The following is a 16,684-nucleotide window of genomic DNA, read 5'->3' on the forward strand; positions in this document are numbered from 1 at the left end:
GAGGAGCCAGCCTGGCTCCTCCCTGCTACACCAACTGGTAAACTGCACGCCCGCAACCAAGGCCACGTGCATGTCCTCCTTGAATCAGGCGCTGCGCGCCGCCCTCGACCACCGTCAATCCCTGCTCGCCGAACTGCATGCCCAGGGCACCGATTGCTATCGCCTGTTCCATGGCAGCCAGGAAGGCGCGCCCGGCCTCACCGCCGACCGCTATGGCCCGCAGTTGCTGGTGCAGAGCTTTCACCAGGCAGTAGAGCGGGATGATCTGCTGGACCTGCACGCGACCATCGAAGGGTTTCTCGGCCTGCCGCTGCACCTGGTCTACAACGACCGTTCCCGTGGCAACAGCCGGGTCGACCGGCATGACGCGGTGTACCAGGCCAGCGACGAGGCCCTGGTGGATATGATCGGGCACGAGTGGGGCCTGAACTACCGGGTACGTGGGCGCCATGCCGGTCAGGATCCACTGCTGTTCCTCGACCTGCGCAATGCCCGCGGCTGGGTCAAGCAGCACAGTGCCGGCAAAAGTGTGCTGAACCTGTTCGCCTACACCTGCGGCGTCGGCCTTGCTGCGGCGGCAGGTGGTGCGCGGGAGGTGTGCAACCTCGACTTCGCCGAGGGCAACCTGGCCGTCGGCCGCGAGAACGGTGCGCTCAATCCACAACTGCCCACCATGCAATTCGTCCAGTCCGACTACTTCCCGGCGATCCGCCAACTGGCCGGCCTGCCGATCAGCCAGCGCCGCGGGCAGAAGCTGCCGTCCTATCCGCGCCTGCAAGGGCGCCAGTACGACCTGGTGTTCCTCGACCCGCCGGCCTGGGCCAAGAGCGCCTTCGGCACCGTCGATCTGCTGCGCGACTACCAGAGCCTGCTCAAGCCGGCGCTGCTGGCCACGGCCGAGGACGGCGTGCTGATCTGCAACAACAACCTGGCCAAGGTCGATATGGACGACTGGCGCGAACTGGTCCTGCGCTGCGCGGAAAAAGCCGGGCGCCCGGTGCGCGAATGGCAGGTGATCTCTCCGGCTGCCGACTTCCCTTCCCAGGACGGCCGACCGCCGCTGAAAACCCTGGTCCTGCACCTCAAGTAAAACGGCCTGGCGAGGCTGTCGGAGCGCTCCGACAGCCTTCGGAACTCCATTTACCTGCCATACTCTAAGCGTCCCGCTCTTCACGCAGATGCCGCACATGCCCAAAGGATTGAAACGCGCCCTCGGCGCTTTGCTGGTTGCCCTGGCCCTGTACAGCCTTCTCGGCTTTTTCATCCTTCCTGGCGTTGCCCTTCGAATTGCCAATCAGCAACTGGCACAGTACGCCAGCGTGCCCGCGCATCTGCAACGCATCGAACTCAACCCGTTCAGCCTGGAACTGACCCTGTGGGGCCTGCAGATCGGCGAGCCCGGCAAGGAACAGATCGGCTTCGAGAAGCTCTACGCCAACCTGCAGGTGGACAGCCTGTGGACCAAGGCCCTGCACCTGGAGCAGGTCGAACTGGTCAAGCCGCGCACTGAAGTGCTGTTCGCCAAGGATGGCCAGCTCAACCTGGCCAACCTGTTCACGCTGCCGCCCAGCGAGCCCAAGCCCGAAGAACCGGCCAGCGATCCTTTCCCCCTGCGCATCGACAGCATCAAGCTGGCCGGTGGCTATGTGCATTTCGAAGACGCCCGCCCCAGCGAACCGATCGAGTTCCTCTACGACGACATGAACCTGGAGCTGAAGAAACTCAGCACCCTGCCCGACGACAACACCGACATGACCCTCCTGGCCACCGGCCCCCACGGCGGGCAGATCGACTGGAAAGGCACCTTCAGCCTGTCGCCGATCGCTTCCAAGGGCTCGCTGAAGGTCAGCGACGCCAAGATGAAGGCTTTCTGGCCCTACGTCCGTGACGCCGTGCCGCTGGTGCTGGAGGACGGCACCTACAACCTGCAAAGCGACTACACCTTCAGCCTCGGCAAGCAGACCGAGCTGTTGCTGGAAAACACTGCGCTGAGCGTTTCCGCCTTCGCCATCAAGGCACCGGATGGCCGACCGCTGGTGCGCCTGGCCAAGCTGGATGTCAGCGAGACGTCCATCGACCTGGCCAAGCAATTGGTCACCGTCGGCAAGGTCCGCAGCGAACAGCTGGAAACCTGGGCTGCAGTGGAGGCCGACGGGCAACTGGACTGGCAAAAGCTGTTCGCCAGCCAGCCGCCCAAGGCCACGGAAAAGCAGAAGGCCGAACCCGCTACTGCCGAGCCCACGCCGAAAGAACAGGCCGTGGAAAGCAAGCCATGGCAAGTGCTGCTGAAACACACCCAGGTCCGTAACTATCAGGTGCACCTGGCCGACCGTACCCAGAAGGAGCCGGTCACCCTGGATGTCGGTCCGTTGAACGCCGACCTGCAGAACTTCGACAGCCTGAACAAATCGCCCTTCACCCTCAAACTGGACAGCGGTATCGGCAAGCAGGGCAAGCTGCAGGCCTCCGGCGAGGTCAACCTGGCCCCGGTCAAGGCGAAGCTGAAGGTCAGCACCCAGGATATCGACCTGCGGGTCGCCCAGGCCTATATCAGCCCGTTCATCCGCCTCGAACTGCGCAGCGGCATGCTCGGCAGTGACCTCGACGTCGATCTGCAAAGCACCGAGCCGCTGGCTTTCAGCATCGCCGGCAAGGCCCGGGTCAACCAGTTGCATACCCTCGACACCATCAAGGACCGGGACTTCGTCAAATGGCAGCAGCTCGACCTGAGCGGTATCGACTACCGCCACGGCGACGCGCTGAGCATTGCCCGGGTCGATCTGCAACAGCCTTACGCGCGCTTCATGATCAACGAGGACCGCACCACCAACGTCGATGACCTGCTGATCCCCCAGCCCGCCGACAAGAGCGCCAAGCCCCAGGCCAAGGCCGCTGCCAGCAGTGAGAAGCCCATGGGCATTCGCATCGGCCAGATCAACATCAACGACGGCTCGGCCAACTTCGCCGACTTCAGCCTGACGCCGAACTTCGCCACCGCCGTGCAGCAGCTCAACGGCCAGATCGGCACCATCGACAACCGTCAGCCGATTCCGGCCAAGGTCGATGTGAAGGGCAAGGTCGACCGCTACGCGCCAGTGACCATCAAGGGCGCGCTCAACCCGTTCAACCCGCTGGCCAGCCTGGATATCGCCACCAGCTTCAAGCGCGTCGAGCTGACCACCCTGACCCCCTATTCCGGCAAGTTCGCCGGTTATCGCATCCGCAAGGGCCGGCTCAATCTCGACCTGCATTACCTGATCACCAACGGCCAGCTCAAGGCCGAGAACAAGGTGGTGGTGGAGCAGCTGCAACTGGGCGAGAAAGTCGACAGCCCGGATGCCGTGGACCTGCCGGTGCGCCTGGCGATCGCCCTGCTCAAGGACACCGAGGGCAAGATCTCCATCGAGCTGCCGGTCACGGGTGACCTCAACAACCCGCAGTTCAGCGTCATGCCGATCGTCTGGCAGACCCTGCGCAACCTGGTGCTGCGTGCGGTACAGGCGCCGTTCAAGATGATCGGAGGCCTGATTGCCGGCGGTGGCTCCGAGGACCTTGGCACCGTCGCCTTCGCCCCCGGCTCCAGCGACCTCACTGCGGACGCGCAAGGCTCCCTCGACAAGCTCGCCGCCGCCTTGGCAAAACGCCCGACCCTGCGCCTGGAAATCGAAGGCACCAGCGCCCAGAGCAGCGACGGCCCGCTGATTGCCGGGCAACGGCTGGAACGGGAATACCAGAGCACCTACTACAAGATGCTTCAGCGCCGCGGCGACAAGGTGCCGGCGCAGGCCTCCCTGCTGCAGGTGCCGGAAGACGACAAGCCGGCCATGCTCGAAGGCATCTATCGCACTCGCCTGAAGCAGCAGCCGCCGAAAGAGTGGGAACAACTCGATACCAAGCAGCGCATCGGCAATATGCGCGACGCGGTGCTCAAGACCTGGGCGGAAAGCAGCGTGCTGCTACGCCAACTGGGCCAGGCCAGGGCCAGCAGCATCAAGGATTACCTGGTGGACAAGGGCAAGCTGGAGGACGATCGCGTCTACTTCATCGATGCCACCCTCGGCCAGGCCGAGTCCGATGGCCGGGTCATCACCCCGATGCACCTCGACGCCGAGTAATGTCCTGACCGTAAAAAGATGAGCCCCGGCACATGGCCGGGGCTCGGGGCGCCCAAATCCGTTTGGGCTGTCGCATGAACCGTCAGGGTCAGCGAGCGGAACAATCCTTAGTTGGTTTTCAGGCCATCAGCCGATACGGCCTGGACGCCTTTGATTTTCTTGGCGATGGCAACGGCCATGTCTTTCTGCGACTCGCTCACGGCTACGTCGGAGGACAGGGATACCACGCCCTTGTTGGTCTCGACCTTGATGTCGGTACCTGGAATGCCTTTCTCGGTGACCAGGTCCGCTTTGACCTTGGTGGTGATCCAGGTGTCGGAAGTGGCTTCCTTGGCTTTGGTCACTTCACCGGCTGCGAGCATCATCGGAGCCTGGGTGGACTGTTGAGCGAAGGCGACGTTGCCCAGAGTCATGGTCAGGGCAGCAGCGGTGGCAGCAGCGATAGCGAACTTCTTCATACGAGACACTCCTGTTTTTCGAAAGGTCCTGCGCCGACATGTCCTGGCGGCAGGTGTACTTGGGTTATTGCAGGGGCTGTGCCAGTTTTTCACCCAAATAAAATCCTTTAAAAACAGTAGCTTACGAATTCATGTGATTTGCAGGATCGTGCAATTTGCAAAGTGGGCTGCCGTTTCGCTTGCAAGATGCAAGTTGTTCGAAAGCGCGCCGCGCAACCTGTGGGAGCTGGCTTGCCAGCGATAGCGGTAGTGAATTCACCGACGCCATCGCTGGCAAGCCAGCTCCCACAGGGTCGGTGCAAGCTTTCAGACTGCATAAAAAAAGGGCCCCGAAGGACCCTTTCTTTCAGCTCAAGTCGCGAGGACTCAGACGCCCGATGCCTTGGCAGCAGCAACGTCCTTGATCGACAGCTTGATACGGCCGCGGTTGTCCACGTCCAGTACCAGTACTTCGACTTCCTGGCCTTCCTTCAGCACGTCAGTGACTTTCTCGACGCGAGCATCGCTGAGCATCGAGATGTGCACCAGACCGTCCTTGCCCGGCAGGATGTTGACGAACGCGCCGAAGTCGACGATGCGCTCTACCTTGCCGACGTAGATCTTGCCGATCTCGGCCTCGGCGGTGATGCTCAGTACGCGCTGGCGAGCAGCTTCAGCGGCGTCCTTGGTTTCACCGAAGATCTTGATCGAGCCGTCGTCTTCGATATCGATCGAAGCCTTGGTTTCTTCGCAGATGGCACGGATGGTCGCGCCGCCTTTACCGATGACGTCACGGATCTTGTCGGTGTCGATCTTCATGGCGATCATGGTCGGAGCGTTTTCCGACAGTTCGCTACGGGACTGACCGATGATCTGGTTCATCTGGCCGAGGATGTTCAGGCGCGCTTCCAGGGCCTGGCCCAGGGCGATTTCCATGATCTCTTCGGTGATGCCGTTGATCTTGATGTCCATCTGCAGCGCGGTAACGCCCTTGGCAGTACCGGCCACCTTGAAGTCCATGTCGCCCAGGTGGTCTTCGTCACCCAGGATGTCGGTCAGGATGGCGAACTTCTCGCCTTCCTTGACCAGACCCATGGCGATACCGGCAACCGGCGCCTTCATCGGTACACCGGCGTCCATCAGGGCCAGGGAAGCACCGCAGACCGAAGCCATGGAGCTGGAACCGTTGGATTCGGTGATTTCCGATACGACGCGGATGGTGTACGGGAATTCGTCAGCGGCCGGCAGCATGGCCTGGACCGAACGACGGGCCAGACGGCCGTGACCGATTTCGCGACGGCCAGCACCGCCCATGCGACCACACTCGCCCACCGAGAACGGAGGGAAGTTGTAGTGCAGCATGAAGGGGTCTTTCTTCTCGCCTTCCAAGGTGTCCAGCAACTGTGCGTCACGGGCAGTACCCAGGGTCGCAACGACTAGGGCCTGGGTCTCGCCACGGGTGAACAGTGCGGAACCGTGGGTCTTCGGCAGGACACCGACTTCGATGTTCAGCGGGCGAACGGTCTTGGTGTCGCGGCCGTCGATACGTGGCTTGCCGTTGACGATGTTTTCGCGAACGGTGCGGTATTCGATCTCGCCGAAGATGTCCTTCACTTCACCAGCGCTTGGCTGGCCTTCTTCGCCGGAGAACTTGGCAACCGCCTGGTCGCGCAGCTCGCCCAGGCGAGCGTAGCGGTCGGCCTTGACGGTGATGGTGTAGCCCTGGGAAACGGCTTCGCCGAATTCAGCGCGAACGGCGTTCAGCAGTTCGGTGTTGGCAACCGCTGGTTTCCAGTCCCAGGTCGGCTTGGCAGCTTCGGCGGCGAATTCCTTGACGGCCTGGATCACGGCCTGGAATTCGTCGTGGGCGAACAGCACGGCGCCCAGCATCTGGTCTTCGGTCAGCTCTTTGGCTTCCGATTCAACCATCAGTACGGCGTCGGAAGTACCGGCCACGACCATGTCCAGGCTGGAGGCAGCCAGTTGCTCGTAGGTCGGGTTCAGCAGGTAGCCGGTGCTTTCATGGAACGCAACGCGGGCGGCGCCGATCGGGCCTTCGAACGGAATGCCGGAGACAGCCAGGGCAGCCGAGGTACCGATCATCGCAGCGATGTCCGGATCGGTCTTCTTGCTGGTGGAAACGACGGTGCAGACAACCTGCACTTCATTCATGAAGCCTTCCGGGAACAGCGGACGGATCGGACGGTCGATCAGGCGCGAGGTCAGGGTCTCTTTCTCGGAAGGACGGCCTTCACGCTTGAAGAAGCCGCCAGGGATCTTGCCGGCAGCGTAGGTCTTTTCCTGGTAGTGGACGGACAGCGGGAAGAAACCCTTGCCCGGATCAGCCTGCTTGGCACCGACGACGGTGACCAGCACGGTGACATCATTGTCGACGGTGACCAGAACGGCACCGGACGCCTGACGGGCGATACGGCCCGTTTCGAGGGTTACGGTCGATTGACCGAACTGGAATTTCTTGATTACCGGGTTCACGGTTTCCTACCTTCTCTTCAGTTGCACTTGGGGGAACTGGTTTCTTGCGAATTCTTGGGCAGCACGGGGAATCGGCCCCATCGACCGTCCAGATAAAACTAGAGGTTGGAAGCCTGCCCCGCCATCGCGCAAAGCGCTCCGGCGAAACAGCCAACCAACCTCTCGGATACGCGGGGTGCGTTCGCCTGCCGAGGAACCGAAGCCCCCGGCTGACGACCGCAGCACGCCGCGCACACCACTGGTCGGGCCGCTATTAGCGACGCAGACCCAGACGACCGATCAGGGCGCTGTAACGGGTGGTGTCTTTGCCCTTCAGGTAGTCCAGCAGCTTGCGACGCTGGTTAACCATGCGGATCAGACCACGACGGGAGTGGTGGTCTTTGCCATTGGCCTTGAAGTGGCCTTGCAGCTTGTTGATGTTGGCGGTCAGCAGGGCAACCTGCACTTCCGGGCTACCGGTGTCGCCGGCGGCTTGCTGATAGTCGGCAACGATCTGGGCTTTTTCTTCAACGCTGAGTGCCATTTGGCTTTCTCCAATAAACGGAAACCCGAGGGCTTCCAACAGGCCAGGGACAAACCCTGTATTAAAAAATGAGATGTGACCGTGCCTGTTGACAGCCACCCTCGTCTCCACCAATACCGGGCCGGAGCCCTGCACTGACGGTTTCGGTCATTCCGACCGAATCAGTCGACGCGGCGCGATGCGCCCGTCTTCGCTCACTTCACCGATTCCGATGAAACGACCGTTGTGATCCTGAACGCGGACCATGCCGAATTTCGGCGCGTCCGGCGAACGTACCGGCTGACCATGCAGCCAGTAGAAAGCACTGTGCTCGGAGAACTGCAGCAGGGGCCAGTCCTGCAGACCGCTGTCGGACGGCATCAGGAAGCGGTCGATCGCTTCGTTGCCACCTTCGGCGTGTGCTGCCTCGAGTTCCTCGAGGGTCACGGTCTGGGCCAGCTCGAACGGTCCGGCCTGGGTCCGGCGCAGTTCTGCGACATAAGCGCCACAGCCCAGAACCTCGCCGATATCCTCGACCAGGGTGCGGATGTAGGTGCCTTTGCTGCAACCGACCGACAGGCGAACCCGGGTGCCTTCGCACTCCAGCAGTTCCAGGCGGGTAATAGTAACAGAACGCGCTTCACGCTCCACTACTTCCCCTGCACGGGCCAGTTTGTACAGCGGCTGGCCATCACGCTTGAGGGCCGAGTACATCGGCGGTATCTGGCTGATTTCACCACGGAATTGTGGCAGAACCGCTTCAATGTCCGCGCGACCAACGGTCACGTCGCGGGTGCGCAGGACTTCGCCTTCGGCATCCGCGGTGCTGGTGGTCTGGCCCAACTGCATGACCGTCTCGTAGCCCTTGTCGGAATCGAGCAGGTACTGGGAGAACTTGGTGGCTTCGCCGAAGCACAACGGCAGCACGCCACTGGCCAGCGGGTCGAGGCTGCCGGTGTGCCCGGCCTTCTCGGCATTAAGCAGCCAGCGGACTTTCTGCAGCGCGGCGTTGGAGGTGAACCCCAGCGGCTTGTCGAGCAGGATGATGCCGCTGACGTTACGGCGGATGCGTTTGACCTGGGCCACCGGTTACTCCTTGTCGCTGTCCGGAGCGTCGGCGCTCTGGTGCAGGCTGTCCTCGGCAACGGCACGCTCGATCAGGGCCGACAGGTGGGCACCGCGGCTGACGCTCTCGTCGTAGTGGAAATGCAGTTGCGGCACGCTGCGCAGCTTCATTTCGCGGCCCAGCTGCATGCGCAGGAAACCGGCGGCAGCGTTCAGGACCTTGAGGCTTTGCTGGATCGCATCGTCGCCTTCCTGGCCCATGACGGTGATGAACACCTTGGCATGGCCAACATCGCGGCTGACGTCGACGGCGGTGATGGTCACCAGGCCGACACGCGGGTCTTTCACTTCACGACGGATCAGCTGGGCCAGCTCGCGCTGCATCTGATCGCCGATGCGTTGGGTACGGCTATATTCTTTTGCCATGTCTTGCTACCTGTAACTAAAGCGGCAAACGCCCGGCCAGGCATAAAGCCTGACCGGGCGTTGCGTTCAGAGCCTCCAGCGGGGCCTTGCGGCCACCTGCCTGGCGCTTCCAAGCTCGCGCATCAGAGCGTACGAGCCACCTGGACTTTCTCGAAGACCTCGATCTTGTCGCCGATCTTGACGTCGTTGTAGCTCTTGACGCCAATACCGCACTCCATGCCGTTACGGACTTCGGAGGCATCGTCCTTGAAGCGACGCAGCGATTCCAGCTCGCCTTCGAAGATAACCACGTCTTCGCGCAGTACGCGGATCGGGCGGTTACGGTAGACCGTACCTTCCACGACCATGCAACCGGCGATGGCGCCGAACTTCGGCGAACGGAACACGTCACGCACTTCGGCGACACCCAGGATGTTCTCGCGAACATCGCTGCCGAGCATGCCGGTCAGGGCCTTCTTGACGTCTTCGATGATGTCGTAGATCACGTTGTAGTAACGCATATCCAGACCTTCCTGCTCGACGATCTTCCGTGCACCGGCGTCGGCACGCACGTTGAAGCCGAACAGGACCGCATTCGAAGCCAGCGCCAGGTTGGCGTCGCTCTCGGTGATACCACCGACACCGCCGGCGACCACGCGAACCTGTACTTCGTCGTTGCCCAGGCCACCGAGGGAGCCTTGCAGAGCCTCGAGAGAACCACGAACGTCGGCCTTGAGGACGATGTTGAGGGTCTTCTTCTCTTCCTGGCCCATGCTTTCGAAGATGTTTTCCAGCTTGCCGGCATGTGCGCGAGCCAGTTTGACTTCGCGGAACTTGCCTTGACGGAACAGGGCGACTTCACGGGCTTTCTTCTCGTCAGCCACAACGCTCAGTTCGTCACCGGCATCCGGAGTGCCGTCCAGGCCGAGGATCTCGACCGGGATCGACGGACCGGCTTCCTTAACAGGCTTGCCGTTTTCGTCGAGCATGGCGCGGACGCGGCCGTAGTTGGAACCGCAGAGGACCATGTCGCCCTGACGCAGGGTACCGTCCTGAACCAGCACGGTAGCGACCGGGCCGCGGCCCTTGTCCAGACGCGATTCGACCACGACACCACGACCCGGAGCGGTAGGCATTGCCTTGAGCTCGAGGATCTCGGCCTGCAGCAGAACGGCTTCGAGCAGTTCGTCGACACCGGTACCCATCTTCGCCGAAACCTTGACGAACGGAGTGTCGCCACCCCAGTCCTCGGAGGTCACGCCGTGGACCGACAGTTCGTTGCGGATGCGATCGAGGTCGGCACCCGGCTTGTCGATCTTGTTCACCGCAACCACCAGCGGTACGCCGGCAGCCTTGGCGTGCTGGACGGCTTCGACGGTCTGCGGCATCACGCCGTCGTCCGCCGCAACCACCAGGATCACGATGTCGGTGGCCTTGGCACCACGGGCACGCATGGCGGTAAACGCGGCGTGGCCCGGGGTGTCGAGGAAGGTGACCATGCCGCGGTCGGTTTCCACGTGGTAGGCACCGATGTGCTGGGTGATACCACCGGCCTCGCCAGCAGCAACCTTGGCACGACGGATGTAGTCGAGCAGCGAGGTCTTGCCGTGGTCGACGTGGCCCATGACGGTCACGACCGGCGCACGGGAAACGCTCTCGCCTTCGAACTTCAGCGATTCGGCCAGGGAATCTTCCAGGGCGGTGTCGCTGATCAGGGTGACCTTGTGACCCAGCTCTTCGGCGACCAGTTGAGCGGTCTCCTGGTCGAGCACCTGGTTGATGGTCACCGGAGTGCCCAGCTTGAACATGAACTTGACGACTTCAGCGGCCTTGACCGACATCTGTTGCGCCAGTTCGGAAACGGTAATGGTCTCGCCGATGGTCACGTCGCGGATAACCGGACCGGTCGGGTTCTGGAAACCATGGGCGTTGCGCTTCTTCGGCTTGGCCTTGCCGCGACCGCCACGACGGAAGCCATCGCTTTCCTCGTCAGTGGTACGTGGGGCAGCCCGTGGGGTCGGAGCTTTCTCTTTCTCCTTGACCTTGACCGAAACGCGCGGCGCTTCGTTGCGACGCTCGCCACCGCGACGGTCGTCGTCACGGGCACGGTCGTTGCGACGGGCATCGTCTTTCTTGCGATCGGCAGCCGGAGCCGGAGCAGCAGCAGGCTCTACGGCAGCCGGGGCAGGCGCCGGAGCAGCTGGCTGGGCCGCCGAAGCAGGTGCCGCAGCCTTCTCGACAGCGGCCTGACGACGCGCTTCTTCGTCGGCACGCTGGCGCGCTTCGGCTTCGGACTTCTCGCGGGCAGCGTTTTCTACCGCGCGGCGCTCTTCCAGCTCACGCTTCTGCTCGGCCTGGATTTCTTCCGGGCTGCGCTGAACGAAAACCTTCTTCTTGCGTACTTCTACGCTGATGCTCTTGCTGCCGGCAACACGCAGGGTGCTGGTGGTCTTGCGCTGCAAGGTAATCTTGCGCGGCTCTTCCACTTTCGCCTTGTGGCTGCTTTTCAAATGGGTCAGCAGAGCCTGCTTTTCACTATCGCTCACCAGCTGACCGGCGTCGGTGTGCGGCAGACCTGCCTCACGCATCTGCTGCAGCAGGCGCTCTACCGGTGCAGCGACCTCTTGGGCCAATTCTTTCACCGTGACTTGCGTCATGCACTTCTCTCCTCAGGCCAGCCTGCTTACTCGAACCAATGCGCTCGGGCGGCCATGATCAACTTGCCGGCACGCTCTTCGTCGATGCCGTCGATGTCGAGCAGGTCATCAATCGACTGCTCGGCCAGGTCTTCGCGGTTAACCACGCCGCGCACCGCCAGTTCCGCTGCCAGGTCGTCGTCCATGCCCTCGAGGGAGAGCAGGTCTTCGGCCGGGTGGGCGTCTGCCAGTTTTTCCTCGGTAGCGATGGCTTTGGTCAACAGGCGGTCCTTGGCCCGAGCGCGAAGCTCGTTGACGATTTCCTCGTCGAAGCCATCGATGTTGAGCATTTCTTCCAGCGGTACGTAGGCAATTTCTTCGAGGCTGGTAAAGCCCTCGTCGACCAGCACCTGGGCCAGTTCTTCGTCGACTTCCAGCTCTTCGATGAAGTTGCGCAGGATGTCGCCGGTTTCGGCTTGCTGCTTGGCCTGGATGTCCGATTCGGTCATCACGTTGAGGGTCCAGCCGGTCAGTTGGCTCGCCAGGCGAACGTTCTGACCACCACGACCGATGGCCTGGGCCAGGTTGTCGGCCGCTACGGCGATGTCCATCGCGTGGGCATCTTCGTCAACGATGATCGCGGCCACTTCGGCCGGCGACATGGCGTTGATGACGAACTGCGCCGGGTTGTCGTCCCACAGGACGATGTCGACACGCTCGCCACCCAGTTCGCCGGAAACGGCCTGGACGCGCGAACCGCGCATGCCGATGCAGGCGCCCTGCGGGTCGATACGCTTGTCCTTGGAACGGACGGCGATCTTGGCGCGGGAACCCGGGTCACGGGACGCGGCCATCACTTCGATCAGGCCTTCGGCGATTTCCGGCACTTCGATGCGGAACAGTTCGATCAGCATCTGTGGCGCAGTACGCGACAGGATCAGTTGCGGACCGCGGTTCTCGGTGCGGATCTCCTTGAGCAGCGCGCGAACGCGCACGCCGACACGGAAGGTCTCGCGGGAGATGATGTCTTCGCGAGCCAGCAGCGCTTCGGCGTTGTTACCCAGGTCAACGATGACGTTGTCGCGGGTGACTTTCTTCACGGTGCCGGAGATGATCTCGCCCAGACGTTCGCGGTAAGCGTCGACCACCTGTGCGCGCTCGGCTTCGCGAACCTTCTGCACGATGACTTGCTTGGCAGTCTGGGCAGCGATGCGACCGAACTCGATGGACTCGATCTTCTCTTCGATGATCTCGCCAGCGACCGCGCCCGGCTTCCTGGCCTGGGCCTGGTCCACGGCCAGCTCGATCGCCGGGTCATCCAGGTCTTCGTCCTCGACCACGGTCCAGCGGCGGAAGGTCTCGTAGTTACCGGTGTGGCGGTTGATTTCCACACGCAGGTCCACTTCGTCTTCAAAACGTTTTTTGGTTGCAGTGGCCAGGGCCACTTCCAGCGCTTCGAAAATCACGCCCGCCGGTACACCCTTTTCATTGGATACCGACTCAACAACCAGCAGTACTTCTTTGCTCATCGTACGCCTCGCCTTTCGCAAGCCATTGGAACCGCGTCAACCGCGGCTCCGGCATGTCTCAGTCAAAACTGGGAATAATGTTGGCCTTGTCGATCGAGTCGATCGGCAGCAGGAACTCGTGATTGTCCACCTGGACCACGACGTCCTGCTCCTCCACACCACGGATCAGGCCCTGAAAGTTACGACGACCTTCGAAGGGCGTACGCAGCTTGATCTTCACTTGTTCACCGGCATGCGAAGCGAACTGTTCAAGGGTGAACAGTGGGCGGTCCATGCCAGGGGAGGAGACTTCCAGGGTGTATTCGGTGCTGATGGGATCTTCAACGTCCAGAATACCGCTGACCTGGCGACTGACGACTTCGCAGTCATCCACCAGGATGCCGTCCTCTTTGTCGATATAGATACGCAGTACCGAATGCTTGCCCTGGGAAATGAACTCGATCCCCCAGCATTGATAGCCAAGCGCTTCGACTACCGGGGCCAACAAGGCCTGCAACTGTTCTAGCTTGCTCGACACCTGAACCCCCTCGTGCATGCTGTGCAAATAAAAAATGGGCAAGCGCCCATCGTGAAATGCGCCGTGGAATATGGCGCCTGAGAACTGTTTAGCTAACAAAAAGCCCCTGAAAAGGGGCTCCGCTAAAACTGGTTGCGGGGGCTGGATTTGAACCAACGACCTTCGGGTTATGAGCCCGACGAGCTACCAGACTGCTCCACCCCGCGACAAAGCTGGGGCGAAAGTATACGACCGAACCCTGGGAGGGTCAATCAACCTCCACCTGCAAGAAAGCCCGCTGACGCGGGCTCCCATGCTTCAATTGGTACCGAGAAGGGGACTCGAACCCCTACACCCTATGGGCACAACCACCTCAAGGTTGCGTGTCTACCAATTCCACCACCTCGGCAATACTACTTTTGAAACCCGTTACTTCTGCTCTGGAGCTTGAGGAACATCGCTGTTGTTACCAGCTTCGTTCTTCTGTTGTTGCTGCCCCTGGAGCACCGGTACATCATCTGTTGCCGGTTTGGTTTGCTGCACTTCCAACACTGCTGGATCTGGCAACCCTACTTGAGTCAGCTGGTGAGCTTTCTCCTTAGCAAAGTATCCTAACCCAAGAGCAGTTAAGAAGAAAGAGGCAGCTAGTATAGCAGTAAACTTACTCAGAAAGGTAGCAGAACCTTGGCTTCCGAACACAGTATTTGAAGCACCTGCGCCGAAAGATGCACCCGCTTCCGCACCTTTACCCTGTTGCAGCAGAACCAGCACTACCAAACCCAGTGCGCCCAACAGATGAAGAACGACAATAACTGTTTCCAGCATTTTTCAGTTTCCTGCGGCGCGACAAATTGCACCGAATTCGTCTGCGTTCAGGGAAGCCCCACCAATCAGGCCCCCATCGATATCCGGCATGCCGAACAGCTCAGCCGCATTGGCCGCCTTCACGCTGCCGCCGTATAGAAGAGGCACATTCTGCGCAACTTCTGGATCCTTCGCCGCCAACTGCTCGCGAATGGCTTTATGCACATCCTGCGCTTGTTGCGGAGTGGCCGTAAGGCCGGTGCCGATGGCCCATACAGGCTCATAAGCGATAATCGCATCTGCAAAGGCAGATATACCCAGTTGGTCGATGATGCCGTCCAACTGACGCCCTACTACTTCGAGCGTTTTGTTCGCTTCGCGCTCTTCGAGGGTTTCCCCTACACAGAACACAGGCTTCAAGCCACAGGACTGTGCCGCTGCAAACTTCTGGATCAAGGTCGAGTCTTGCTCGCCCAAAATCTGACGTCGCTCCGAGTGACCGATCAACACCAGCTTGCAACCGGCATCGACCAACTGACTCGCTGCCACCTCTCCGGTCAGAGCCCCTTGCTGAGGCTCCACCGCGGAGTTCTGTGCACCCACCGCGATCGACTTGCCTTCAAGGCCGTCGATCACCTGGTTGATGAACAGACTCGGTGGGAACACCGCGACATCAACCCCGCTCGGCAGGACCTGATTGCTCAAGCCCTTGATCAGCTCAGCGACGCTGGCGCGGGTACCGTGCATTTTCCAGTTACCAGCTACCATTGGGCGACGCATGCTTTACCTCGTGGGTCAAAGTGGGCGCAGATGTTACCCAACCAATTCATGGCTGGCAAGCGCAATTCAAACGCAAACTTCACTTACCAGTTTTGCCAGGGCTTCGGCGTGGCCGCGGACCTGGGTTTCGTCGTCGCCTTCGACCATCACACGCACCAGAGGCTCTGTTCCGGACTTGCGCAGCAACACGCGACCACGCCCGGCCATTTCCTCGGTGACGCGCTCGCACGCCGCCTTCACGTCAGGGTGCTCCAGCGGATCGACCTTGCTCGCACCGAAACGCACGTTGATCAACACCTGCGGGCATTTGCGCACGGCCTGGCGGGCTTGCGCCAGGGTCTCGCCGCGGCGCTTGAGGGCCATCAGCACCTGCAACGCGGCAATGATCGCATCACCGGTGGTGGTGTGACTGCAGCACACGACATGCCCGGAGTTCTCGCCACCGATGATCCAGTCGCGCTCCAGCAGCTCGGCCATCACGTAGCGGTCACCGACCTTGGCACGCACGAAGGGAATATCCAGGTCCTTCAGCGCCAGCTCCAGGCCCAGGTTGCTCATCAGGGTCCCGACTACGCCGCCTTGCAGCTTGTTGCGGTCCTGCAGGTCGCGCGCAATGATGAACAGCAACTCGTCACCATCAACGATGGCGCCGGTGTGGTCAACCATCAGCACGCGGTCACCGTCACCGTCGAAGGCGATACCGAGGTCGGCATGCCCGACCAGCACCGCCGCCTGCAGCGACTCGATATGGGTCGAACCGCAGTTTTCGTTGATGTTGAGGCCGTCCGGCTGGTTGGCCAGCACTGTCACCTCGGCACCCAGCTCACGGAACACGCTCGGGGCAACCTTGTAGGTCGCACCATGGGCGCAGTCGATGGCCAGCTTGAGACCGGAGAAATCGGTGCTGCTCGGTACGCTGCTCTTGCAGAACTCGATGTAGCGGCCGGCCGCGTCGTTGATCCGCGAGACCTTGCCCAGCTTGCTGGACTCGACCACGGTCATCGGCTGATCGAGCAACTCCTCGATCATCAGTTCGACTTCATCCGGCAGCTTGGTGCCCTGTCCGGAGAAGAACTTGATGCCGTTGTCGTCGTGCGGGTTGTGCGAGGCACTGATCACGATACCGGCTTCGGCGTGGAAGGTCCGGGTCAGGTAGGCGATGGCCGGGGTCGGCATCGGCCCCAGCAGCAGGACGTCCGCACCGGCGGCGGACAGACCGGCCTCCAGCGCCGACTCGAACATGTACCCGGAAATGCGCGTGTCCTTGCCCACCAGCACCCGGCAGTTGCCCTGCTTGCGGAAGGCCATGCCCGCCGCCCAGCCGAGCTTGAGCATGAAATCAGGGGTGATCGGGTACTCCCCGACACGACCGCGAATGCCGTCGGTACCAAAATATTTTCTGCTCATAAATGCTCCATCACT

The 16,684-nt window shown here is 61.5% G+C and carries 13 protein-coding genes and 2 tRNA genes; 2 read left to right on the forward strand and 13 right to left on the reverse strand.

The features are described from left to right. Positions 1–70: 70 nt before the first annotated feature. A complete protein-coding gene (locus tag AC2CQI_RS16455) occupies positions 71–1,090 on the forward strand; it encodes a class I SAM-dependent rRNA methyltransferase (RefSeq protein WP_484577339.1) in 1,020 nt (339 codons plus the stop codon). A gap of 97 nt (positions 1,091–1,187) precedes the next feature. Then, complete coding sequence (locus tag AC2CQI_RS16460; protein ID WP_484577340.1) at positions 1,188–4,115, forward strand: DUF748 domain-containing protein; 2,928 nt, start codon at positions 1,188–1,190, stop codon at positions 4,113–4,115. Between the two features lie 107 nt (positions 4,116–4,222). On the opposite strand, the gene AC2CQI_RS16465 is transcribed toward AC2CQI_RS16460, so the two are convergent. The 13 genes from AC2CQI_RS16465 to glmM form a co-directional block, all read right to left on the reverse strand. Beyond that, the gene (locus AC2CQI_RS16465) at positions 4,223–4,573 is read right to left on the reverse strand and encodes a BON domain-containing protein (RefSeq protein ID WP_075803522.1); all 351 of its coding nucleotides are present in this window, start codon (positions 4,571–4,573) and stop codon (positions 4,223–4,225) included. A 366-nt stretch (positions 4,574–4,939) separates the two neighbouring features. Then, positions 4,940–7,045 carry a polyribonucleotide nucleotidyltransferase gene (gene pnp / locus AC2CQI_RS16470; protein ID WP_075803523.1) on the reverse strand — a complete coding sequence of 702 codons (2,106 nt, stop codon included), beginning with the start codon at positions 7,043–7,045 and terminating at the stop codon, positions 4,940–4,942. A gap of 253 nt (positions 7,046–7,298) precedes the next feature. Beyond that, on the reverse strand, positions 7,299–7,568 hold the full coding sequence (rpsO, locus tag AC2CQI_RS16475) for a 30S ribosomal protein S15 (RefSeq protein WP_009404303.1): 270 nt from the start codon (positions 7,566–7,568) through the stop codon (positions 7,299–7,301). A gap of 147 nt (positions 7,569–7,715) precedes the next feature. Continuing rightward, positions 7,716–8,633: a tRNA pseudouridine(55) synthase TruB gene (gene truB, locus AC2CQI_RS16480; RefSeq protein WP_075803524.1), complete on the reverse strand. Its 918-nt coding sequence runs from the start codon at positions 8,631–8,633 to the stop codon at positions 7,716–7,718. A 3-nt stretch (positions 8,634–8,636) separates the two neighbouring features. Next, positions 8,637–9,038 carry a 30S ribosome-binding factor RbfA gene (gene rbfA, locus AC2CQI_RS16485; RefSeq protein WP_075803525.1) on the reverse strand — a complete coding sequence of 134 codons (402 nt, stop codon included), beginning with the start codon at positions 9,036–9,038 and terminating at the stop codon, positions 8,637–8,639. 122 nt (positions 9,039–9,160) lie between these two features. After that, positions 9,161–11,674 (reverse strand): translation initiation factor IF-2, encoded by a 2,514-nt coding sequence (infB, locus tag AC2CQI_RS16490; RefSeq protein ID WP_075803526.1) that lies wholly within the window; start codon positions 11,672–11,674, stop codon positions 9,161–9,163. A 26-nt stretch (positions 11,675–11,700) separates the two neighbouring features. After that, positions 11,701–13,182 (reverse strand): transcription termination factor NusA, encoded by a 1,482-nt coding sequence (gene nusA, locus AC2CQI_RS16495; RefSeq protein WP_075803527.1) that lies wholly within the window; start codon positions 13,180–13,182, stop codon positions 11,701–11,703. Positions 13,183–13,240: 58 nt separating this feature from the next. Further along, positions 13,241–13,699 (reverse strand): ribosome maturation factor RimP, encoded by a 459-nt coding sequence (gene rimP / locus AC2CQI_RS16500; RefSeq protein ID WP_009404298.1) that lies wholly within the window; start codon positions 13,697–13,699, stop codon positions 13,241–13,243. A 129-nt stretch (positions 13,700–13,828) separates the two neighbouring features. Further along, positions 13,829–13,905: transfer RNA gene (locus tag AC2CQI_RS16505), tRNA-Met, on the reverse strand. 96 nt (positions 13,906–14,001) lie between these two features. Then, positions 14,002–14,087: transfer RNA gene (locus tag AC2CQI_RS16510), tRNA-Leu, on the reverse strand. A 20-nt stretch (positions 14,088–14,107) separates the two neighbouring features. Further along, on the reverse strand, positions 14,108–14,503 hold the full coding sequence (gene secG, locus AC2CQI_RS16515) for a preprotein translocase subunit SecG (protein WP_075803528.1): 396 nt from the start codon (positions 14,501–14,503) through the stop codon (positions 14,108–14,110). A gap of 3 nt (positions 14,504–14,506) precedes the next feature. Then, entirely contained in the window at positions 14,507–15,262 is a 756-nt protein-coding gene (tpiA, locus tag AC2CQI_RS16520) for a triose-phosphate isomerase (RefSeq protein WP_484577341.1), read from the reverse strand. Between the two features lie 66 nt (positions 15,263–15,328). Continuing rightward, positions 15,329–16,669, reverse strand: a complete 1,341-nt coding sequence (glmM, locus tag AC2CQI_RS16525; RefSeq protein WP_075803530.1) for a phosphoglucosamine mutase — start codon at positions 16,667–16,669, stop codon at positions 15,329–15,331. Between the last annotated feature and the right edge of the window lie 15 nt (positions 16,670–16,684).

It is taken from the genome of Pseudomonas sp. P2S-1, assembly GCF_057197725.1.